Source organism: Nocardia alba NBRC 108234 (assembly GCF_001612665.1).
Taxonomy (GTDB): domain Bacteria; phylum Actinomycetota; class Actinomycetes; order Mycobacteriales; family Mycobacteriaceae; genus Nocardia; species Nocardia alba.
The window spans coordinates 305,160-324,632 of the sequence record NZ_BDAX01000002.1 but is presented as its reverse complement, the minus strand read 5'-3'; the positions used below and the strand labels follow the sequence as shown (position 1 = coordinate 324,632).

General features: G+C 67.7%; 20 protein-coding genes. 8 read left to right on the top strand and 12 right to left on the bottom strand.

Features of this window, described 5'->3' with window-relative positions:
- The first annotated feature begins 12 nt into the window (after positions 1-12).
- Genes NA12_RS03205 through fabD form a run of 3 tightly spaced genes read left to right on the top strand, consistent with a single transcriptional unit; the run spans position 13 to position 3,234 of the window.
- Entirely contained in the window at positions 13-1,032 is a 1,020-nt protein-coding gene (locus tag NA12_RS03205; RefSeq protein WP_067447406.1) for an LLM class flavin-dependent oxidoreductase, read from the top strand.
- Positions 1,025-2,284, top strand: coding sequence for an MFS transporter (locus tag NA12_RS03200; RefSeq protein ID WP_067445779.1), 1,260 nt, complete (start codon positions 1,025-1,027; stop codon positions 2,282-2,284). The genes NA12_RS03205 and NA12_RS03200 overlap by 8 nt, the downstream gene beginning before the upstream one ends.
- The gene (fabD, locus tag NA12_RS03195) at positions 2,281-3,234 is read left to right on the top strand and encodes an ACP S-malonyltransferase (protein ID WP_067445777.1); all 954 of its coding nucleotides are present in this window, start codon (positions 2,281-2,283) and stop codon (positions 3,232-3,234) included. The genes NA12_RS03200 and fabD overlap by 4 nt, the downstream gene beginning before the upstream one ends.
- A gap of 171 nt (positions 3,235-3,405) precedes the next feature.
- Here fabD and NA12_RS34875 read toward each other — a convergent pair whose 3' ends face one another.
- Together NA12_RS34875 and NA12_RS03185 are read right to left on the bottom strand one after the other, a co-directional pair.
- Positions 3,406-3,996: a nitroreductase family protein gene (locus NA12_RS34875; RefSeq protein WP_279388135.1), complete on the bottom strand. Its 591-nt coding sequence runs from the start codon at positions 3,994-3,996 to the stop codon at positions 3,406-3,408.
- 69 nt (positions 3,997-4,065) lie between these two features.
- Positions 4,066-5,442 (bottom strand): MFS transporter, encoded by a 1,377-nt coding sequence (locus NA12_RS03185; protein ID WP_067445774.1) that lies wholly within the window; start codon positions 5,440-5,442, stop codon positions 4,066-4,068.
- Positions 5,443-5,552: 110 nt separating this feature from the next.
- Between NA12_RS03185 and NA12_RS03180 the strand changes: the two genes are divergently transcribed.
- Entirely contained in the window at positions 5,553-6,122 is a 570-nt protein-coding gene (locus NA12_RS03180) for a helix-turn-helix domain-containing protein (RefSeq protein WP_067447400.1), read from the top strand.
- A gap of 50 nt (positions 6,123-6,172) precedes the next feature.
- On the opposite strand, the gene NA12_RS03175 is transcribed toward NA12_RS03180, so the two are convergent.
- From NA12_RS03175 to NA12_RS03160, 4 genes are all read right to left on the bottom strand, one after another.
- A complete protein-coding gene (locus NA12_RS03175) occupies positions 6,173-6,607 on the bottom strand; it encodes an arsenate-mycothiol transferase ArsC (protein WP_067445772.1) in 435 nt (144 codons plus the stop codon).
- Entirely contained in the window at positions 6,604-7,692 is a 1,089-nt protein-coding gene (gene arsB / locus NA12_RS03170) for an ACR3 family arsenite efflux transporter (protein ID WP_067445770.1), read from the bottom strand. The genes NA12_RS03175 and arsB overlap by 4 nt, the downstream gene beginning before the upstream one ends.
- On the bottom strand, positions 7,689-8,063 hold the full coding sequence (locus tag NA12_RS03165; protein ID WP_067445768.1) for an ArsR/SmtB family transcription factor: 375 nt from the start codon (positions 8,061-8,063) through the stop codon (positions 7,689-7,691). The genes arsB and NA12_RS03165 overlap by 4 nt, the downstream gene beginning before the upstream one ends.
- 76 nt (positions 8,064-8,139) lie before the next feature.
- Positions 8,140-8,658, bottom strand: coding sequence for an ArsI/CadI family heavy metal resistance metalloenzyme (locus NA12_RS03160; RefSeq protein WP_067447398.1), 519 nt, complete (start codon positions 8,656-8,658; stop codon positions 8,140-8,142).
- A 98-nt stretch (positions 8,659-8,756) separates the two neighbouring features.
- On the opposite strand from NA12_RS03160, the gene NA12_RS03155 reads away from it, so the two are divergent.
- On the top strand, positions 8,757-9,116 hold the full coding sequence (locus tag NA12_RS03155) for an Rv2640c family ArsR-like transcriptional regulator (protein ID WP_067445765.1): 360 nt from the start codon (positions 8,757-8,759) through the stop codon (positions 9,114-9,116).
- Between the two features lie 143 nt (positions 9,117-9,259).
- Here the strand turns inward: NA12_RS03155 and NA12_RS03150 are convergent, their stop codons facing one another.
- Positions 9,260-10,366 (bottom strand): GGDEF domain-containing protein, encoded by a 1,107-nt coding sequence (locus NA12_RS03150; protein WP_084472318.1) that lies wholly within the window; start codon positions 10,364-10,366, stop codon positions 9,260-9,262.
- A gap of 15 nt (positions 10,367-10,381) precedes the next feature.
- The gene (locus NA12_RS03145) at positions 10,382-11,836 is read right to left on the bottom strand and encodes an MFS transporter (RefSeq protein WP_067447397.1); all 1,455 of its coding nucleotides are present in this window, start codon (positions 11,834-11,836) and stop codon (positions 10,382-10,384) included.
- A 135-nt stretch (positions 11,837-11,971) separates the two neighbouring features.
- On the opposite strand from NA12_RS03145, the gene NA12_RS03140 reads away from it, so the two are divergent.
- Positions 11,972-12,769 carry a TetR/AcrR family transcriptional regulator gene (locus NA12_RS03140; protein WP_207905592.1) on the top strand — a complete coding sequence of 266 codons (798 nt, stop codon included), beginning with the start codon at positions 11,972-11,974 and terminating at the stop codon, positions 12,767-12,769.
- Between the two features lie 210 nt (positions 12,770-12,979).
- Here NA12_RS03140 and NA12_RS03135 read toward each other — a convergent pair whose 3' ends face one another.
- The 3 genes from NA12_RS03135 to NA12_RS03125 form a co-directional block, all read right to left on the bottom strand.
- Complete coding sequence (locus NA12_RS03135; RefSeq protein WP_067445759.1) at positions 12,980-14,209, bottom strand: metal-dependent hydrolase family protein; 1,230 nt, start codon at positions 14,207-14,209, stop codon at positions 12,980-12,982.
- Between the two features lie 160 nt (positions 14,210-14,369).
- Positions 14,370-15,179 (bottom strand): SDR family oxidoreductase, encoded by an 810-nt coding sequence (locus NA12_RS03130; protein WP_067445757.1) that lies wholly within the window; start codon positions 15,177-15,179, stop codon positions 14,370-14,372.
- On the bottom strand, positions 15,176-15,853 hold the full coding sequence (locus NA12_RS03125; RefSeq protein ID WP_067445754.1) for a hypothetical protein: 678 nt from the start codon (positions 15,851-15,853) through the stop codon (positions 15,176-15,178). The genes NA12_RS03130 and NA12_RS03125 overlap by 4 nt, the downstream gene beginning before the upstream one ends.
- Positions 15,854-15,964: 111 nt before the next feature.
- Between NA12_RS03125 and NA12_RS03120 the strand changes: the two genes are divergently transcribed.
- Positions 15,965-16,642 (top strand): TetR/AcrR family transcriptional regulator, encoded by a 678-nt coding sequence (locus NA12_RS03120; protein WP_132369848.1) that lies wholly within the window; start codon positions 15,965-15,967, stop codon positions 16,640-16,642.
- 222 nt (positions 16,643-16,864) lie between these two features.
- Positions 16,865-18,103, top strand: a complete 1,239-nt coding sequence (locus tag NA12_RS03115; RefSeq protein WP_067445752.1) for a PucR family transcriptional regulator — start codon at positions 16,865-16,867, stop codon at positions 18,101-18,103.
- A 208-nt stretch (positions 18,104-18,311) separates the two neighbouring features.
- Here the strand turns inward: NA12_RS03115 and NA12_RS03110 are convergent, their stop codons facing one another.
- Positions 18,312-19,253 carry an SDR family NAD(P)-dependent oxidoreductase gene (locus tag NA12_RS03110; RefSeq protein ID WP_067445750.1) on the bottom strand — a complete coding sequence of 314 codons (942 nt, stop codon included), beginning with the start codon at positions 19,251-19,253 and terminating at the stop codon, positions 18,312-18,314.
- Positions 19,254-19,473: the final 220 nt, after the last annotated feature.

Here is a 19,473-nt window from a genome sequence, read left to right as displayed (position 1 = left end):
AACGGAGCCACCATGGACGTCGGACTGCTCTTCGACCTGCGCAACCCCACCCAATGGCAGCGCCCGTGGGCCGACCACTACGCCCGCACCCTCGAGTTCTGTGAGGAGGCCGATCAGCGCGGCGCGGGCGGGGTCTGGTTCACCGAGCACCACCTGTTCGACGACGGGTACCTGCCCCAGCCACTCACCTTCGCCGCCGCGGCGGCGGCGCGAACCACGCGAGTGCGCATCGGCACCGCCGTCGTCCTGCCCGCGCTACGCAAGCCGGCCCAGCTCGCCGAGGAAGCGGCGCTGGTCGACCTGATCAGCGGCGGCCGCCTCGAACTGGGTCTCGGCGCGGGCTACCGTCTGCCCGAATACCGGCTCTTCGACACCGATTTCGGCCGCCGGTTCACCCGCACCGGCGACAACATCGCCGAGATCCAGCGGCTGTGGGCCACCGGCGCGATCACGCCGGGCCCGATCCAGGACCCCGTGCCGCTGTGGGGCGGGTTCTATGGTCCGCGCGGCGCTCGCCTCGCCGGGCGGCTGGGCATCGGTTTCCTGCACATCTCGCACCAGCTGTTCCCGCTGTACCGCGAGGGCCTCATCGATGGCGGCCACGATCCCGAATCCGCACGGGTCTCCGATCTGCTGCCGATCCTGCTGGCCGACGATCCCGAAGCCGCGTGGGCCAGGGTCGCACCGCATCTCGCGCACCAGATGAACTCCTACCGACAGCTGTCGGTGGAGGGCACCGACGCCCCGGTGCCGCCCGCCCTCGAACTCGATCAGCTGCGCCATCAACCCGAGGACGGATCCTTCGGGCTGCTCGAGATCCTCACCCCCGAACAGGCCGCCGCGCGAATCCGCGAAAGGGTCGCCGGGCTCCCGGTACGGCATCTAATCTTCTGGGCCAGCATCGCCGGCATGCCCGACGATCTGGTCACCCGCCACATCGAGCTGGTGAGCCAACAGCTGCCACCGTTGCTGGACAAGCAGTTCCAGCTCGCCACCGGCGGTCCGATCTCGACGCGCAACGGCCATGGCTGACGCGCGAGCAGCGGCGCCGACCTGGGATCGGCGCCGCTGGGTCCTGCTGCTGGTGTTGTCGGGCAACATGATTCTCGACGCCATCGAGGGCTCCATCCTGGTGCCGGCGTTCGCGGTGCTCACCACCGGGCTCGGTCGCTCGAGCTGGGAAACCCAGTGGCTGCTGGCCGGATTCGCCGCGGGCTTCGCGGCGCTGCTCCTCGCCGGGCCCACCCTCGCCGCCCGGTTCGGCCGCAAGCGGGTCTATCTCGCCGCGATGGCGGTGTTCGCCGTCGCCTCGGCGGTCGGCGGCCTGACCGACGACCTGACGCTGCTGGTCGCGACCCGGGTGGTGAAGGGCGCCGCCGCCGCGCTCACCGCGCCCGCCGGGCTGGCGGTGATCGCCGCGGAGTTCCCGGCGGGCACCCAGCAGCGCAGGGCGATCTCGGTGTACGCGGTGTTCGGGGCCGCCGGGTTCACCACGGGCCTGTTGCTCTCGGGCTGGCTCGCGGCACTGAACTGGCACCTGCTGTTCGTTTTCCCCGCACCGGTGGCGATCGTGCTGCTGATCGCCGGGTGGCGGGTGATCCCCGACGCGCCGGTATCAGCGCCCCCGCGATTGTCGAAGGCGTTGGTGCGCAACGGTTCCCTGGTGCGATCCGCGCTGGGGGCGGCGGCACTCAACGGCGGGTACCTGTCGCTGCTGGTGGTTCTCGCGGTGCAGTTGCACGACGTGCTCGGTTGGTCGCCCTGGCAGATCGCGCTCGGGCTGTTGCCCGCGAGTGTGCCGCTGGCGGTGTCGGTTCCGTTCGCGGGACGCTATGTCGCGAGGTTCGGCACCGCACCCTTGATTCTCGCCGGTGCGGTAGCGACCCTGGCCGGTCACCTGCTGCTGTTCGCCCGGCCCGACATCGGTGACTATCGCGGCGGTGTCCTGCCGGTGCTGCTGCTGGTCGAGGCGGGTTTCGTGCTCTCGTTCGCGGCACTGAACATGCAGTCGACCGCGACCGTCGCTCCCGAACTCCGCCCGATCGCCGTGCCGCTCTATCAAACCGGCGTCCAGTTCGGCGCCGCACTGGTGCTGCCGCTCACGGTCGGGGTGGCCGTAGCCGTCGATGCGTACCGTCCGGCGGCGGCGGTGATCGCGCTCGCGGGTCTGCTCGCGGTGGCCGCCGCGAGCGGAGAATTCCGCGCCACCCGCCGTCCGAGCGCGAACCGCGACGAAAAACGTTCTCCGACAAACACCATCGAATCCGAGAGGTCCTCGTCATGACCGTAGACGTCTTCCGCCACGCACAACCCGACACCACGATCACCGGCAGACGGACCCTCGCCGTGTTTCCCGGCCAGGGCTCCCAGCGGCCCGGCATGGCCGCGTGGATCACCGAATACCCGGCGGCCGCCGAGGTCTTCCGCCGAGCCGATGACATCCTCGGGCTACCGCTGACCCAGCTGTGTGTCGACGGCACCGCCGAGCAATTGCGAGCCACCGAGGTAGCCCAGCCCGCCATCGTCGCCACCAGCCTCGCGCTCAGCGCGGTCCGCGCGCAACAGGGTCTGTCGCCCGCGGCCGTCGCGGGTCACAGCCTGGGGGAGTTCACCGCCCTCGCCGTCGCCGGCGCGCTGGACAATGACACAGTGCTACGCCTGGTGCGCCGCCGCGGCGAGCTCATGGCGGAGGTCTCGCGCCGCTACGACGGAGCGATGAGCGCGGTCATCGGGCTGGCCGCCGCACAGGTCGACGCGCTGTGCGCACAGGTGACCTCAGGGGTCGTCGGTGTCGCCAACTACAACCAGCCGACCCAGACCGTCGTTTCGGGCGCGGCGGCGGCGGTGGCCGACCTCGAGGACCTGGCCCGCGCCGCCGGTGCGGCAAAGGTGGTGCGGCTTCGAGTCGCCGGCGCGTTTCACTCCCCACTGATGGCCGAGATCGCCGAGGAGTTCGGCACCGAACTCGATCGCAGCGAGCTCCAGGCCCCCCGCATTCCGTTGCTCAGCGCCGTCACCGCCGACTACGTCACCGACCCCACCGAGATCCGCGCACTTCTGCGCGGCCAGCTCCTGGCCCCGGTGCGCTGGGTGGAGACCGTCCAGCGCGCCGCCGCGGACGGATACGACGAACTGGTCGAACTGGGCCCGGGCCAGGTGCTGACCGGTTTCTCCCGCCGCATCGTCCCCGACGTCAGCTCGACGGCGATATCCACACCCGAAGAACAGGGTTAGCGGTTTCGCTCCAGCGGCTTACGCCAGGGTGATTCGACCAGTATGCACATCAGTCGACCCCGGAACAGCCGAGCACCGGTCAGCCCCATCCTGGGGTAGCTACGCCATCTGCCTGATGGGCGCGTTCTCTTGCCGATTCGATGGTCAGCAATGCGTCAATTCCGATACCGGTCAGCGGGCTGTCCAGGGGGCGGTGCGGAGGTGGGGGAGGGGGTTGCGGGTTGTGGCTGGGCAGGGGTCGGCTGGGGGGCCGACGGCGATGATGGACATGATGGTCCAGCCGGGGTTGGGGTCGAGTTCCTTGGTGAGGGATTCGAGGTCGAAGGCGCGGAATTGGTGGGTTGCGAGGTCGAGTGCCTGGGCTTGGATGGTGAGATGGGCTACCGCTTGGCCGAGGTCGTAGTCGGCGAACTCGGAATAGGGGAGGACGCCGTCGTCGAGGAAGCGGCGGGCGAGGGTGACGATGAGCAGGCTGGCGTCGAGCGCCCACGTGGCCGAGCTCGGGGCCAGATGACGGACGACGCGGTCGTATTCGGTCTCGTGCGGGCGGACCGGAAAGAAGCCCCACGGCTGTGAGTTGCCAGCCGACGGCGCCCAGCGGGCGGCCTCGAGCAGGAGGTCGACGGTGGCGTCGTCGATCTCACTCGGGTGGAAGGCGCGCGGGCTGAAGCGTCCGGCGAGGAGGGGGTGCAGGCGATCGCGGTCGGGCATCTTCAGCGCAACCAGCGAGCCGGGCGCGATATGCCCGCGTCGATAGCGCAAGTCCTCCGTCGACCTACCCGGCCCGCTTAGTTGGCGTCAGCGATGGCCGGCGACCAGCGGCCGTTGCGATCACACCGGTGCCGGCACCGTGCGCTGCCCGGCGCGAAACCCCGTTGCCAGCAGGATCGTCCCGCACGCGGTGATGACCAGCCAGCCGGGGGTCGCCTCGGCCGGGAAGTCGGCGCGGTCGGCGCCCGCGACCAAGCCGCCCGCGAGGGCGACGCCGATGGCGATGCCGAGTTGGCGTGCGGTGGAGGCGGTTCCGCCGGCTACCCCGGCGCGTTCGGGCGGCAACCCGCTCACGGCCGTGTTGGTGATCGGCGCGTTGGCGAAACCGACGCCGATACCGATGAACAGGTAGGCGGCGAGCAGCACCGCGAGGGTGAGCCCCGAGGCGAGGGTGAGCAGGAGCAGGCCGCCCGTGACGAGGCAGCCACCGGCGAGCAGCAGTGGCAGGCGCGGGCCGTAACGACCGACCAGGTAGCCCGAGAGCGGGGCGCACAGCGTCGCGCCGAGCGCCATCGGCAAGGTCGCCGCGCCTGCCGCGACCGGAGACCAGCCGGAGACGTCGAGCAGCAGCGTCGTCATCAGCAACGTCATGCTGAACGCGACGAACACCGCGACCGCGCTGAGGATCGCCCCGGCGAAACTGGGCACCCGAAACAGCCCCGGCTCGATCAACGGGTCCGCCCGCCGCGCCTCGACCCGCACGAACACTGCGACCAGTACGACCAGGAGCCCGTAACCGGCGAGCGCGAGCGGGGAGAGCCAGCCGATGCGCCGCCCCTCGATCAGCAACCCGACCGCGATCCACAGGAGGACGATCAACAGCGCCTGCCCCGTCAGATCGAGCCGCCGCGCACGCTGGCCGTGCGACTCGGGCACGAGCGCGCGCACCAGCGCGATCGCGACCAGGACCACCGGCACGTTGATCCAGAACACCGCCCGCCAATCGAACGCGGCGATGAGCGCGCCCCCGGTCACCGGTCCCGCGGCCATGCTCAACCCGAACATCGCCCCCCACACCCCGATCGCCTGGGCGCGCTCGCGCGGATCGGGCATGGCGCTGACCACGATCGCGAGCGCCACCGGGGTCAGCATCGACGCCCCGACGCCCTGGGCGATCCTGGCGATGATCAGGAAGCTCAACGAGGGGGCGAGCGCGCAGGCGAGCGAGGCGAGCGCGAACACGACCAACCCGGTCTGGAAGACCCGCCGCCGACCGAACCGGTCGGCCACCGCGCCCGCGCTGATCAACAGGCTCGCGAAGGTGATCGTGTACGCGTCGACCACCCAGGACAGGCGTCCGGCCTCGGCACCGAGCCCGCGCCCGATCTCGCTGAGGCCGACGGTGACGATGGTCGTGTCGAGACCGACCAGGAAGAGCGCGAGCGCGCAGATCGCCAGGACCGTCCAGCGACGACGTGTACTCGACTGCGGGGTCATCCGAGACCAGCCTCTCGATCGGGCCCGGCCGAATCGCCGGGTTCGCACGATCATGTCGGCGCACCGAGCGCACACCCCATACTTTTTGCTGAACCTGCAAAATGACAGGTATGGATACGGAGACCGAGGCGATCCTGGACGCCATCGGCCCCCGGCTGCGGGCCGTGCGCACCAGCTGCGGGCTCACGCTGACCGAGGTCGCCGAGCGCACCGGTCTCGCGGTGAGTACCCTTTCGCGGGTCGAGACCGGTCATCGCAAACCCACCCTCGACCTGCTCATCCCGCTCGCGCGGACCTACCAGACCCCGCTGGACAGCCTGGTCGCCGCCCCCGCGACCGGCGACCCGCGAATGCACCTGCGACCACACCGGCACGCCTCGGGCGGGATCATCGTCCCGCTCACCGGCTATCCGGGCCGCGTCCAGGTGTTCAAACACGTTCTCGGTCCACGCGAACCACGGTTGCGCGCCCACGAGGGCCACGCCTGGCTCTACGTCCTCGCCGGTACCCTGCGCCTGCTCATCGGTGACGCCGAGTATCTGCTCGCCCCCGGCGAGACCGCCGAGTTCGACCCGCGGACCCCGCACTGGTTCGGACCCGCCGACGCCACCCCGGTCGAAATCCTGCACCTTTTCGGCCCGCACGGCGACAAGCCCGTCCCCCGCGTCACCCACCGCTGAGCGCGGTCACGGTCGGGTAGCGAACCCCGGACCGGGGCACCATGACCGGTTCAGGACGGGCCCGCGCTCGGCGGTGGGGTGGTCAGTTCGGTGAGCAGGTGGTGGACGCGGGAATTGATGTCGTCGCGAACCAGGCGCATGCGTTCGATGCCGTCGATGCCGCGTTCGGAGGGTTCGTCGGTGTCCCAGTTGACGATGCGTACGCCCTCGACCGGGTCGACGTGGGCTTCGCGGCCGAGGGTGACGACGAGGTCGACGGTGCGCAGCAGAGCGGGGTCGATCGGTTTCGGGGTCTCGGCGCGGATGTCGACGTCGACCTCGAGCAGCGACTCGGCCGAGAGGGCGTTGACTGCTGTGCCGGGTTCTGTTCCGGCGGAATGAACCTGGACGCGGTCACCGGCGGCGGCGCGCATCAACCCGGCCGCCATCTGGGACTTGCCACCGTTCTTCACACATACGAACAGCACGGAGGGAATTGTGCTCATCGCGCTGCCACCCCATCAGCGGTCGTGGTCGCCGGAAAACGTGTGCGCAGGGCGAGCGAGACGTAGACCAGCCCGACCAGCACCGGAACCTCGATCAGTGGGCCGACGACACCGGCCAGGGCTTGGCCGGAGGTAGCGCCGTAGGTGGCGATCGCGACGGCGATGGCGAGTTCGAAGTTGTTGCCCGCAGCGGTGAACGCCAGCGTGGTGGTGCGCTCGTAACCGAGCCCGAGGGCTGCGCCGAGGGCGTAGCCGCCGCCCCACATGATCGCGAAGTAGGCCAGCAGCGGGATCGCGATCCGCACGACATCCCAGGGCCGGGAGGTGATCTGGTCGCCTTGCAGCGCGAACAGGATCACGATGGTGAACAGCAGCCCGTAGAGCGCCCACGGCCCTATCGAGGGCAGGAACCTGGATTCGTACCAGTCCCGGCCCTTGGCGCGTTCACCGAAGCGGCGGGTCAGGAACCCCGCGAGTAGCGGGATGCCGAGGAAGATCAGCACCGATTTCGCGATCTGCCAGGGGGAGACGTCGATGGTGGTTTGTTCCAGGCCGAGCCAGCCGGGCAGGACCGAGAGGTAGAACCAGCCGAGAACGGCGAACATGAAGACCTGGAACACCGAGTTCAACGCGACGAGAACGGCGGCGGCTTCGCGGTCCCCGCAGGCGAGGTCGTTCCAGATGATGACCATGGCGATGCAGCGGGCCAGGCCGACGATGATCAGGCCGGTCCGGTATTCGGGCAGGTCGGGCAGGAACAGCCAGGCCAGGGCGAACATCAGCGCCGGTCCCAGGATCCAGTTCAACACCAGGGAGCTGACCAGGAGTTTGCGGTCACCGGTGACCGAGTCGAGGCGGTCGTAGCGGACCTTCGCCAGCACCGGATACATCATGATCAGCAGCCCGATCGCGATCGGCAGCGAGATCCCGTCGACCTCCACCGCCGACAGTGCGTCGCCGAGGCCGGGGACCATCCGGCCCAGCAGCAGACCGGCCACCATGGCGACACCGATCCACACCGGCAGAAACCGGTCGAGAGTGGAGAGCTTGCCGACCACGGCGGGGGTATCAGTGGGAGTGCTCACGCGCTCACCACCGTGCCTGCCTCGGTCGCGAGCACCTCGGCGAGCCGAGTCAGGGCGTGGGGCACGACGCGGTAGTAGACCCAGGAGGCGCGGCGTTCGCTGGTCAGCAATCCGGCCTCGCGCAGCACCCTGAGGTGGTGCGAGATCGTCGGTTGGCTGACATCGATCCCGGTCGACAGGTCGCACACACAGGCTTCGCCGTCGGCACGCGAGGCGATGGCCGAGAGCAGCCGCAGCCGGACCGGATCGGCCAGTGCCTTGAACACCGCCGCCAGCTCGACCGCGGTCTCGCCGGTCATGGGCGGGCGGAGCTGGCGTGTGGCCACACACCCCGGTGCGGCCACACTCAACGGCAACTCTTGATTCGACATGCGTCGATATTGATTGATGTCGAATCAAGAAGGCAAGCGAACATCGGGTGAACTCGCTCGCACGCGTCGGACCGGGTCAGCCGCAGCAGCTCGCCCCGGACGCCACCGCCTTCTCCTTGGCCTCGGTTCCGCAGCAGGCGCCCTCGGCCTCGGCTTCGGCGGCGGTGCCGCAGCACACGTTCGTCGCTTCGGCGTCGGTCAGGCCCAGGTCCGGGCTGGTGCCGAAGGTGTCGCTGTCGGCGAGCACGGTGTAGATCTCCCACCGCTCACCACCGGGGCCGGTGACCCACACCTTGTCCTGGGTGGCGAAGCAACAGGTGGTCGCGATCTGCTCCTCGGTGAACAGTCCGGCATCGGAGAGGCGGGCGATCTCGCCGTGGACCTGTTCCGACGACTCGACCTCCACGCCGAGGTGGTTGATGGAGCCGCCCTGGCCGGTGTTCTCGATCAGCACGAGCTTCAGTGGCGGCTCGGTGATGGCGAAGTTGGCGTAGCCGGGCTTGCGCTTGGCCGGTTCGGTGTTGAACAGGGTCGAGTAGAAGGTGACGGCGGTGTCGAGGTCGTCGACGTTGAGGGCGAGCTGGACGCGGGACATGAGAACCTCCACTTGTGAGACATATGTCGAAGAACTTGTGAGGTCGAGTCTGCGCTACCTTTTCGACATATGTCAATGCCGTGCGTACAGTTGATCCCATGCCCAAGGCGCTACCTGTGATCGACATGTCCGCCCCGGTCTGCTGTGCCCCGGTCGCGGCGAGACCGGTCGACGATGCTGCCGCCCTGGAAGTGGCTTTGCGGCTCAAGGCGATCGCCGACCCGGTACGGGTCAAGCTGTTGTCACTGTTGCTGACCACGCCGTCGGGTGAACAGAACAGCGGCGACCTCGCCGCGGCGGTCGGGGTGAGCGAGTCGACTGTCTCGCATCACCTCGGCCAACTACGGAAGGCCGGCATGGTCGAGTCCGAGCGGCGCGGAATGAACACCTTCCACCGCGCGCGCCGCGATGCACTCTCGGCGCTGTGCGTGGTGCTCGATCCCCACTGCTGTCGCTGACTACCGGTCGAGCGCGGCACCGGGCTCGCCACGCGGCTGCGTCGACCCGATCATCGCCCGCCGCGGCGCCTTCCGTGCCGCCACCGATCTCCTCGACTCCGGGGCGTCGGAGTGGGCGCGGGCAGGAACAGTCAGTTCGGCGACTATGCCGTAGTGGTCGCAGTGAACACCCTGTTTCCACCCAGCTGTTTCGCGCGATACATCGCGGTATCGGAGCTACACATCAGATCTCGGAGGTGGGCGGGGAGGGCTCCCGTGCAGGCGACGCCGATGCTCGCGGTGACCGGACCGCAGTGTGACTTGATGGCTCGGCACAGCCGCTGGGCCTCGGCGACCGCCGCATCGTTGCCCAGCCGGGCGAGGACGACGAACTCCTCGCCGCCGCTGCGAGCGACCACCGCGCCGGGCGGTGCGGTCGCCCGCAAACTCTCCGCGACTCGGACCAGCGCCCGGTCTCCAGCGGAATGGCCATAGGTGTCGTTCACGGACTTGAACCGGTCCAGATCTATGGTCATCAAGCAGATCGGCAGGTGGGCGCCGGGCCCGAACCAGGAGGACGCGTAGTAGTCCAGGCCACGGCGGTTGAGCAGTCCGGTCAACGGATCTGTCAGCGCGTCCATCCGCAATATCCAGTAGCAGAACTGCAGCGCCGGCATCAGTATGATCGTCACGGCAGCTACCGTCAGCACCACCGACGTTGCTAAGGCGACGTCACCGCCGGGTGCGCGCAGCACCAGCGCTGCCAGGACCAATACCGATAGCAGTGACCATCCGGCATGTAACGCCAGCACCCGTGGTCCATGGAACATAGCGATGTACGCGCCTGGCGCGACCAGTTGCATCAAGCTGAACGCACCGAACACCCGACTGCTCTCGGCGAGGCATCCGCAGGTGATCAGCACGTCCAGGGTGGCCATCAAGGCCAGCGAGAGCCGCTCGCTCGGCCATGGCCCGAATGCCCAGGCCGCCGACCCGGCGACCGCCATCCCGGTATTGAAGACGGTAACCGCTCGTGCCCAGCCTTCGGAACCGGAGGAGGAGTACAGATTGAGGCTCGTGGTCACCGCCAATGTGAGACCGACCGTCACGACGATGCCACGCATCATGCCCAATGCGCCGCGCGCCTGGAAGGTCCGAATCAGCCAGCGATAGTCCAGGGGATCGCTCCACCAGGAGCGTATGATCCCCAGCTCGATCCGACTTGAACGGCCCACCAGCTTCGCCACCGCCGATCCAGTTTGCGACACCATCGCTACCAGCAGATTTTAGTGCCTCGGACCCTTGGGCATCTTGATCACGAACAGGCCGATCAGCAGAGCCGCGACAGTGAAGATCACCGCGGCGATCACGGCACTGGACAGGCCGTGCGCGAGGACGTCGTGCGTTCCGGTGTGCTGGTGCGCGTGGTCGGTACTTGCCGCCTGATAGAGGGTGGTCAGAATCGCGACACCCAGCGAGAGCCCGATCTGCTGAGTCGCCTGGAGGAGTCCGGAGGCGGCCCCCATGTCGCGGGGTGCGAGTCCACCGAGCACCGTCAGGTTCAACGTCACGAAGGCCAGGCTCGAGCCGGCACCGAGCAGGATGAACGGGCCGAGGACGCCAGTGAAATAGTCGGTCGATTCGTTGGTGGTGGTCAGCCAGATCGCTTCGAGCATCATCAACACGACGCCGGCGAGCAGCACCGGTTTGCGGCCGAAGCGGGCGATCAGCTTCGGCGCCGACTTCGCCACCGCGAGTTGGGCCGATGCCATGGGCAGGAAGGCGATTCCGGCGACGAGGGGGCTGAAACCGAGCGATTCCTGAAGGTAGATCGAGAGCAGGATGTAGGTGCCTGCCATCGCCGCCATCAACAGCACGAAGGTGAGGTATGCCCCCGCCCGGACCGGGTCGGCGAGCAACCGCAACGGCATGATCGGATGGTCCGCGCGGCCTTCGATGTAGACGAACACTCCGAGCAGCACGGCACCGACGACGATCGGCACCACGGTGCCCGCCTCGGTCCAGCCGCTGGACCCATGGGTCAGGCCGTAGACGATGCCGACCATGCCGAGCGTGGACAGGATCGCCCCGAGCAGGTCGAATGTGCCTGTGTGGCGCTCGGTTTCGGTGAGATAGCGCAGTGCGAGGATGATGGTCACCACGCCGATCGGCACATTGACGAAGAACACCAGGCGCCAGCTCAGGGTGGTGAGGATGCCGCCGAGGATCAGGCCGAGGGTGATGCCGAATCCGGTGACCATGGAGAACACCCCGAGCGCGCGGGTGCGTTCGGGCCCCTCGGCGAAGGTGGCCGCGATCATCGACAGGGCGGCGGGCGCGGCGAAGGCGAAGCCGACGCCCTGCAGCGCCCGCGCGGCGATCAGCACGGACTCGTTCGGGGCGATTCCGCCCAGGATCGAGGCCACGACAACCAGGCCGAGGCCCCAGGCGAACATCCGCCGCCTGCCGAGCAGATCGCTGGCTCGGCCCCCGAGCAGCAGCAGGCCGCCGTAGGCCAGCGAGTACGCGCTGAATACCCATGCGAGTGCCAACGCGGACATGCCGAGCCCGGATCGGATCTCGGGCAGGGCGATATTGACGACGTTGCTGTCCACCGCGACCATGAGTTGGCAGGTCACGATGATGCCCAACACGATGGACAGGCGACGGTGCTTCGTCGGTTCGGTCGGTAGCTGCTCGTCGGGAGCGCGGGTAACGGGCTGGGTATCTCGGCTGGTCATCGACATCCGTTCGAAGGATTCGGAAGGGAGGATGCGAGCTGCTGCGCGACGCTGCGTTTCTGCTCTACGCTTGTAGACTGAGACCAGCATAGGTAAGTCCCCGAGTTTCGTCTACGGATGTTGAGCGAGGTCGCGATGACAGTGCATGAACTGGAGGGCTCGCCGGCGCGTGTCAGCCGGGCCGAGCGGCGTGGCCAGACCAGGCAGCTGATTCTGGACGCGGCTCGTGAACTTTTCGCCGAGCGCGGTTATATCGAGACGACCATCCGGGCCGTCGCGCAGCGTGCCGATGTGGATCCGGCTCTGGTCATGCAGCATTTCGGTGCCAAGAGTGCGTTGTTCGATGCGGTGTCGGGCATTCCGGTCACCCTCGACGACGCGTTGGAGGGTCCGCCCGAGGAATTGGGTGAGCGCCTGCTGCGGCATGCCCTGGCTGATGTGGATCGCAAGGACGACCGGACGATGCCGGTCCTGCGGTCGATGCTCACCCATCCGGAGGCAGCGCACGCGGTGCGCTGCGCGATCATGAATCCGGAGACCAGCCCGTGGACGCGGGTGTTGGTCGGTCCCGACGCTGATCGGCGGTCGGCGCTGATCGGCACGCTCGTGCTCGGCGTGCTGGTCGCACGCTATATGGTGCACATTCCCGGGGTGTCGGACGCGCCGGCGGAGCGCTTGGTCGAGTTGCTCGGTCCGTGTCTGCGGCCACTGGTCATGGACGGGATCGCGCCTGAGCAGCCGGAACCGTGCACGGCCCTGGCCGCGCTGGCCGAGGCCGATACCGCGCGTCGGGCGGCCGTCGAGCGGGTCGACGAGTGCGCCAGGCAAGCTCTCGCTGCCGGAGCCTCGTACGGTGACGTGGGGCGATCAGTCGGGATCAGTCGGCAGGCGGCGCGCAAGCGGTGGCCACTGGACAGCGATGGTGACAACTAAAGTTGTCGACTATTTGCGCGTGGCGCGGCCGCTGTAGCCGCGCGCAGCATCGACAACCTGGGTTGTCGGTGAAGCCTGCGGCGGCGCGTCGGGCACATTCGTACGCCGGACGGCACCGCCGCGTAACCCTGACCCGCACCGGGGCCTGCTGTTCGGCGACGCGAAGGACCGGGTCGAAGGCATAGTCGCGGCAACGTGACCGCACCGTGCTCACGGGCGTCGATAGATCGTGCCCTCCTTCATGACGAAGTCGACCTTGCCGGTGACCTCGATGTCGGTGAACGGGTCGCCCGGCATGGCGATGATGTCCGCGATCTTGCCCGGGGCGAGGACTCCGAGGTCGTCGAGTTCGAGCAGCTCCGCGGCCACGCTGGTGGCGGATTTCAAGGCTCGTGCGGGGGAGATCCCGGTGGAGACCAGCATGGGGAATTCTCGCCAGTTCTCCGAATGCGGGAACATGCCCGCGTCGGTGCCGAACGCGATCTTGATATCGCTGTCGGCGACGAAGGCCGCGCTGTCGAGCAGGGCCTTGCTGTGGATCTGGAACTTGCGCCGCTTGAAGGCCGGTTTGACGGCCCAGTAGGCATCGTCGTCGACGTGGCGGGCGTCATCGATTATGGCGAACTGGGTGGGCACGAGGAACACGCCTTTGTCGACCATGATCTGCAAGGTTTCCCTGGTGGCGAGGTTGCCGTGTTCGATGCTGCGGACCCCGGCGCGAACCGAGCGCCGCACCCCTTCGTCGCCGTAGCAGTGCGGGGTGACATGGCGGCCGAGGTCGCGGGCGGTAGCGACGAGGGTGTCCATTTCCTCCTGGCTGTATGTGGTCTTGGTCGGGTCGTCGGCGGGACTCGAAAACCCGCCGGTGGCACCGAATTTGATCCAGTCGGCGCCCGCGCGGATCTCGGTGCGCACCCGCCTGCGGATCTCGTCGCAGCCATCGGCGGAGGCCATCTCCAGCAGTCGGTGCTCGCCTTGGTACTGGTCGTTCAGGACGGCGCTGTAGTCGCCGTGCGCACCGCGCGCGGAAATCAGGTGCGGTGCCACCAGCATCCGGGGGCCCGCGATCAGCCCGGCCGCGATGGCGTCGCGTAGATCGATCGCGTTGTATCCGAGGTCGGCCGTCATCAGATCGCGGACAGTGGTGAAACCGTTGAGCAGCATGGTCTTCAACACGGGAATCGACGCCAGCGCGGTGGCCGTGGCCGATTGCGCGATCGCGGGCACCAACGCCGGCGTGAGGGTGACGTGGGTGTGACAGTCCATGAAACCCGGTGTGACGGTGTGGCCGGTCAGGTCGATCACGGTGGCGTCGTCGGGGACAGGGACGGACTCGGCGACCAGGGTGATCCGGTCCTTCTCAACGAGGATGTCGCGCTGCCCGATCGGCGTGTCGCTCAACCCGTCCCACACAGTCGCGCCTGTCAGTACTGTGGCCATTGCGTGTCCTCCGATGGGCGTTCGACATCGTATGGGCAATCAGCGAACTCTGGGCGAACTGACCGATCATAGGTGGAGGCGGCGCGTGATCGGGCGAACCCGGCCCGTCGCCACGACTATCGTTCGTGAGGTCCGAGCGAGCGGTCCAGCGGGCGCGCGCTCAGGATGATCGGGTCCGCTCGAGGTAGGCCTGTCGTCCGACCGGGTCGAAAGCGCCGTAATCGGCACCACCGACGAATCGTTTGAGATGCCACATGATCTGGGCGGGGATGATCTCCTCGAGTAGGCCGATCGGGGCCAAATATCGGGGAACAGTCACTTCGCCTCGGCCGTGTCCCGCGCTGTCGACGATGGCCGCGGCGACGGTTTCGGGTGCGAGGGTGGGTTGCAGGCGAAGCAATACCCCGGCGGTCAGGTCTGTTCGGGTGGCGGCCGGCATCACGGTGGTCAGCGTGACGCCGGTGCCGGCGAGTTCGGCTCGAACGGCCCGGGAGAGGGCCACCACACCGAATTTCGACGCGCAGTACGTCGCGATACCCGGGGTGGTGACCTTGCCCGCCATCGAGGACACGTTCACGATGTGTCCTCGTCCACGCCGGATCATGTCGGGCAGGACGAGGTGCGTTCCGGTCAGCACCGCTGCCAGGTTGATCGCCAGTTCGCGCTGTAACGCGGCGAGGTCGTGATCGACGAAACGGCCCATGAGCTGGATTCCCGCGTTGTTGACCAGCATATCGATCGGCGCTCGCTCCGATGCTGCGCCGAGGAATTCCTGGAAGCTGGCTTCGTCGGTGACGTCGAGGTGGTGCGCGTGGGCGCCGAGGGCCTCGGCGGTTTCCCGCGCGGCCACGAGGTCACGATCACCGATCCAGACCGTGGCTCCGCGTCGGGTCAATTCCGCGACAGTGGCGCGTCCGATGCCCCGGGCGCCGCCGGTCACACAGACGTTGGCGCCGTCGAGCCCGATCACAGCGGGCTGCCCACGGGGTGGCGCAGGGCGAAGTAGGCGATGAGACGGATCTTCTCGGCCCCGGTGAACAACAGTGCGCGGCCGAGGTACACGCCGGGCGTGAGCTCCACGATCTCGTCGCGCGTCTTGCGGATCGGGAAGGTGCGAACGCCGGGGTTCTTGTGCTGTGGCACGCCATAGTCCAAGGCGCGCACGGTGACTCGCGGTTCGATGAGACCCTGGTCGACGCGATGGTGGAAATGAAACCCTTCCGCTTCGCCGCGGACCATCCGCAGTCCGAGGTAGCCGAAGGTGACCAGGGGCATCGCCAGCAGCGCGATCGGGGACAGGCGATTCAAGCCCGTGCCTGCCGCCAGGTCGAAGGATTTACCGCGCCACGTCGGGTCGATCTTCATGAGCTGGTTGGCGAGCAGTGCTTCGGGAATGCCGAACAGTTTCCCGACGATCCGGCCTTCGAGCTTGCCGTCCAGATCGCGGGGTTCCACGCCCGCGCCGAAGAGCTGTGAGAGGGCGTCGCGGTCGTCGCGGCTGCCCAGTGCGCGCAGGTAGGACCATGTCTCCGTCCGCGCCCGTGTCGGGCTGTGCTCGGCGAGCGCACGGAGCTCATCGAGCATCACGGCGGCGTTCGGCAAGTGCTCCGTCGGCGGGTCGACGTCCTTCAGGTCTGCGGTCATCGCATGACTTCCAATCTGGTACGTAGTGGTACCTAAATCAACTGGTACGAAACTGTGCCAGAATTGCTCGACGGATGTCAACGGTGAATCGGCTATCGCGGAGGTGGGAGAATGCTGCGCGTGTCCTCAGCCGGTAAACGCAGCTACGGGGGAGAGTCCGCACCGGAACGCGTTCGGCGGCGGCGCTCCCGGTTGATCGATGTGGCCCTCACCGCGATGGCCGAGAATCGGTGGCGGTCCGCGACCGTCGCGGGGCTCTGTGCCGAGGCCCAGCTCAACAAGCGGTATTTCTACGAGAGCTTCGTCGATCTCGACACGGTGGCGAGCGCGGTGATCGACGAGGTTGCGGTGGAAGTGGGTCACGCCGCGGTCGCCGCCTACGTGGCCTCGATCGAGCTGCCCCTCGCCGATCAAGCGCGCGCCGCGGTCGATGCGGTAGTCGGCGCGTTGGGGACCGACCCACGCAAGGCGCTGGTTCTTCTCGGTGGTGTGGCCGACAGCCCCGCTGCCCAAGCCCGGCGAGCGGAGGCGATGCAGGGTCTCACCGCGATTCTCATCGGCCACGCCCGCAGCGTGCACGGGGTCGAGCTGGAAAACGACTCGCTCGCCGCGAGCGCTCCGGCCTTCGTCATCGGCGGAACCGCGCAGGCGATCCTGTCCTGGGCGGAGGGGGCCGTACCCATCGACCGCTGCAGCCTCGTCGAGGACATCGCTTCACTGTGGCTCGCCGTGGGCGAAAGTGCGGCGGGTATCGCCCGTTCGAGGCTCGAAGCGACGGAGCGGCGCTGACGCGGTGCCCGGATATAGCTGCGCCGAGAGCGGCGAACTGCCGACGGGCATGAGCACCGCTGTCCAGCGCGGGCGACATCGAAATCCTTCGCGGCCGCTGCCTGCGCAGTGTCTGCACTCGCGCACCGAGAGAATGCTCCTACAATTGTCGTAGCAACCAGGTTCTGCACCATATTCACCAGGTCGTCTCCCGCGGTGCTGTGTGCAGACACAATCGGAGCCATGCTCGTGCAACAACCCGTTTCTGCCTCGACCCCGCTGACGGCTCGATTGCTCCGCCGTTGGCCACAGATCGCCGAGCGGATGCTGACCGAGGGCTTGGACGCGACAGCGCCCGCCGAACTGCCCGACGATCACTTCACCGCCGAGGTCTTGCCGACGATCTATGCGTGCGGGCGGGCGGTACTCGAAGCTATCGCCGCCGACCGCGAGTTCACCCGCGCCGAGGTCACCGCGTTCGTCGCGCCGGTCGCCGAACGTCACGCCGAGGACAGACTGCCGCTGTCGATGCTGATCAGCGCGATCCACAGATCGGCACAGGCAGTGCTCGCCGAAGCCGCGGCGGTCGCCGACCCCACGCAGATGGACGAGTTCGTCGCGGTCTTCAACCAATTGCTCGAATTGCTGCGGCGCATCAATATGACCGTCGTCGACACCTACACCGAGGTCGAGCAGTCGATCTACCATGCCGAACGGGAGGCCCGGCGCGAACTGTGCTCGGCGTTGGTGCGCGGGCTGCCCGCCGAAGAACTCGCCGTGCGCGCGGACACCATCCTCACCGACCAGTACACGGTGCTCGCGATCCATGTCAGCGAACCGGCGCGCACCGGCAGCGCGGTCAACCTGGTGACCCGGCGCCGCATTCGATTGCTGCAACGCGCACTCTACGAACTCACCGGTGCCACCACGCCGGCCACTTTCGACGGCGTGAGCGGAATCGCGTTGTTGGCCAACAGTTCCGAATCCGACATCATCGACGCCGAGCGGTTCGACGCGCTGGCCGCTCGTTTGTCACAGCAGTTCGGCGTCGCCGTCCATCTCGCCGAATTCTCCGGTGTGCGTCGCGAAGACATTCCGACAGCGGTCGAGGATGCGCGCGAACTGACCGAGCTGGCCCGGCTGCACGGCAGACCTGGCGGCTGCTACCGGCTCGACGACCTCTTGCTGGAATATCAGCTGACCCGGCCGGGTCCTGCGCGAGAACGGCTGGCGCAGCGCGTGAATCCGCTGCTCGCGAGCCCTCATCTGCTCGAGGCATTGGAGGCGCACCTCCAGTACGGCGCCGACCGCAAAACAGCCGCGCGCACCATTCACGTCCATCCCAACACCTTCACCTACCGGCTGCACCGCATCGCCGAACTCACCGGCCTCGACCCGGCTGATCCCCAGGATTCGCGCATGCTGGCGGCGGCGCTCACCGTGCACCGGCTCGGACTCTCCCCTGATCGAACCAAGGCGTAGGGGCACTTTTCGCTGCCGCTGGGGCATGCCGATCAGCGATGAGCTGTCAGGGCATCGGAATCCGATGTCGCGATCGGCCGCGCGGCACGTCATCCGCTGCGGCGGATTCCGGGCGGACATGCGGGTGATCGTGCATTCGTCGACGGCCGCCGGGGTACGCCACCTGACCGAAGGTTCGCGGACACCGACAGCCTCGCCGACCAGTCGACTAGTCGATCGGTTGAGAACCCCCCGACCACCAGGGCGCGACGGGATGGCTGCCCAGACCGGTTGTGGTGTCGAGGAACTCGAACAGTTCGTGCTCGCGCTCCGGGTCGTACGAGTCCGGTGAGGACGGGACGAGATGATCGATCTCGACATACCCGCCCCGCAGGTCGACCTCGGGGATGGGGGTGTTCGCGGTGGCAATCGCAGTGAGGTTGGTCGCCGATCGCTTCGGCGTCGACACCCCGGGTACGACCCGCATCGCGGGGAGTAGGTACTTCCAGCCGAATCGCTCGATCGCGCTGCGGTCGCGCGCGAGTCCGGTGCCCGGCATCATGCCCGGGTCGTAGCAGATCGCGTCGATGTGTCGGGGAGCGCGTCGGGCGAGTTCGTGTACCCAGTACAGGGTTGCGAGTTTGCTGGTGGAGTAGGCGCGGATGCCGTCGCCGGCCCGAGGCTTGGCCAGGATCTGCGGCGCCTCCCAGCGCGGGGCCGCGACCATGCCGTAGGAACGTCGGAACTTGCCGTAGTGGGTTCCCGATCCGACGCAGATGATCCGGGCCGGCGCGGTCAAGGCACCGCTCAGCAACCCGACCAGCAGATGCGGTCCGACGAGGTTGGTACCGAAGGTGAGTTCGTAGCCGTCGACTGTCGCGGAGTCGGTGGAACCGGTCTGGATGCCGGCGTTCAGAACCAGGCTGCGCAAGGGCGGAATCGACTGTGTCGCAACAAGTTCATTGATCCTGCTACCTGCGTCACGAACGCTGGCGAGGTCCGCTTGATCGCAGACGACGTAGCGAAAGTTGGCTGGATCGCCGATGAGCGCGCGCAGCTCCTCGGCACGCGTGCCAGAGCGTGCGGTGGCGACGACGGTCCAGTCCGGGACACCGGCGAGCAGCCGGGCCATGGACAGCCCGAGGCCGGATGTAGCTCCGGTCAGCAACATTGTGGCGCCATTGGTTGTCGGATTCATTTAGTTGCCCTTCGTAGTTGTGTCCCCGCACAAGTCGGGGCGTTCGAATTCGGTCCGAGATTCGAAGCTTCTGGACAGTATGCACAGTTTGTGCGTGCAAAGCTTCTGGATAGTTTGCACAGTTTGCGTACGCACGATTGCGTGATCTGAATCACCTTGTTATTTTTGAAATCGCCATCCTAGACTTGAGCCG